General features: G+C 67.9%; 3 protein-coding genes. 1 reads left to right on the forward strand and 2 read right to left on the reverse strand.

What is annotated here, in order from left to right; genetic code table 11:
- Together FKP22_RS28410 and ppk2 are read right to left on the reverse strand one after the other, a co-directional pair.
- Nucleotides 1-261 (reverse strand): hypothetical protein (locus FKP22_RS28410; protein WP_141291452.1); only part of this gene is annotated, 261 nt, incomplete at its 3' end.
- A gap of 121 nt (nt 262-382) precedes the next feature.
- The gene (gene ppk2 / locus FKP22_RS28415) at nt 383-1,309 is read right to left on the reverse strand and encodes a polyphosphate kinase 2 (protein WP_141291454.1); all 927 of its coding nucleotides are present in this window, start codon (nt 1,307-1,309) and stop codon (nt 383-385) included.
- 181 nt (nt 1,310-1,490) lie between these two features.
- Between ppk2 and FKP22_RS28420 the strand changes: the two genes are divergently transcribed.
- A partial coding sequence (locus FKP22_RS28420; RefSeq protein WP_310733387.1) for a CorA family divalent cation transporter occupies nt 1,491-2,026 on the forward strand: 536 nt, incomplete at its 3' end.

The raw sequence follows: 2,026 nt of genomic DNA on the forward strand, positions 1-2,026 counted from the left end.
GTCGCCCATGCGCTGGCCGTCCCATGGGCTGACGCTGGCGCGGTGCTGGTAGCGCAGCCACAGGAAGCCCGCAACGCCCAGTGCGAGCAGCCCCCAGCCGACGGGCGCTGCGCTGGCGAAGGTCGGTGCGTAGGCTGTCTTGCCCAGCAGCAGCGGCAGCAGTGTGAACAGCAGGCCCAGGCCGGCGACGACGATGGCGGTGTCCTGCTGCCGCCTGGCGCTTCTTGCCTGTTGTCGTTTCGACGAATGCTTGCTGGCCACTGGCTTGTCCTACTGCTGCTGCGCTTGCGTGTGCGCAGCCATGATAGGGGCAGCCACCGGCCGCTGGCAGCCCCCAAAGGACGGGCCAGCGACCGCCGGGCCCTGCGGCCCGACCAGTCGTTCAGAAGATTTCAGGCACGATCATCTCGTCCGGCACCGGGTTGCGCGAGTAGTCCGCATGGCGAACGCGCGCGGGCAATTCAACCGGCGGGTGCGGCACCTCGCTGTAGTCGAATTGCGACAGCAGGTGCGTCATGCAGTTCAGCCTGGCCTTCTTCTTGTCCACCGCCTGCACGATCCACCAGGGCGACTCGGGGATGTGGGTGCGCTCCAGCATGACTTCCTTGGCCCGCGTGTAGGCCTCCCAGCGGCGGCGCGACTCCAGGTCCATCGGGCTCAGCTTCCACTGCTTGAGCGGGTCGTGCATGCGGCCGAGGAAGCGCAGGTGCTGCTCGTCGTCGGTGATCGAGAACCAGTACTTGATCAGCTTGATGCCCGAGCGCATCAGCATGCGCTCGAACTCGGGCGCCGAGCGGAAGAACTCTTCGTACTCGTCGTCGCTGCAAAAGCCCATCACCCGCTCGACGCCGGCGCGGTTGTACCAGCTGCGGTCGAACAGCACCATTTCGCCGGCAGCCGGCAGGTGGGCGGCATAGCGCTGGAAGTACCACTGGGTGCGCTCGCGGTCGTTGGGCGCCGGCAGGGCGACCACGCGGCAGACGCGCGGATTCAGCCGCTGCGTGATGCGCTTGATCACGCCGCCCTTGCCGGCTGCGTCGCGGCCTTCGAACAGGATCACGACCTTCTGGCCGGTGCTGGCGACCCAGTCCTGCAGCTTGACCAGCTCGCCCTGCAGCTGGAACAGGGTGCGGAAGTACTGGCGGCGTTCGTCGCGGCTGGCGTCGGTGTCGGCGGGGCGGGTGCCGTCGACGTCCAGGCTGGTGAAGCTGTCTTCGGATTCGAGCTCGAAGGCTTCGTCCAGGCTGTCCAGCATGTCGGCTTCGATGCGGCGAATCAGCTCGCCATGGTCGGATAAAGGCAGGGCCATGGGCGCTCCGTGGGTAGGATGGGGACGGCCTGGCATGCTCGGCTGCATGCATGTCGGCACTGTGACAGGCGGCCGGGCCGTCGCGCCAGTGTGACAGCCCGGCCGGCCCGGGCACCGGCCTCGCATCGGACCGGCACCATGCGAGGCCGCCAGCGCTGCTTTACTGATCCCAGGATTCCCGATGAACCCTCGTTACGGACCCGACGAAAAAGGCCTGATCTGCGGCTATTTGTTCGCACCTGGCCAGCCCGGCCAGCCCATCGGGCCGGACCAGGCGCTGGTCTGGCTGACCGGCAGCGACCAGGCCAGCCGCGGCGAATTCGTCTGGCTGCACTTCAGCCTGGCCGACGCGGCGGCCGAGCCCTGGCTGCGCGAGAACCTGGACCTGCGCGACGAGTTTTTCGAGGCGCTGCACCAGGGCTCGCGTTCCACGCGGCTGGAAGACGTGCAGGACCAGCTGCTGGCCGTCATCAACGACGTGGCCTACGAATTTTCGTTCGACCCGTCGCAGATCGCCACGCTGTGGCTCAACGTGGACCGCCGGCTGCTGGTCAGCGCGCGGCTGCATCCGCTGCGCTCGATCGACCGGCTGCGCCAGGCCGTGCGCCAGGGCGAGCAGTTCGCGTCGCCCGTCGCCTTGCTCACGCATTTGCTGAACGACCAGGCCGACGTGCTGGCGCGCATCGTGCGCGACGCAGCGGTCAAGGTCGACGACAT

This window comes from Ideonella azotifigens (assembly GCF_006519715.1).
GTDB lineage: Bacteria > Pseudomonadota > Gammaproteobacteria > Burkholderiales > Burkholderiaceae_C > Ideonella > Ideonella azotifigens.

Bases quoted from the DNA above. Each gene is read 5' to 3' on its own strand.
- ppk2 (WP_141291454.1), bottom strand. From the start codon at position 1,309: ATGGCCCTGCCTTTATCCGACCATGGCGAGCTGATTCGCCGCATCGAA.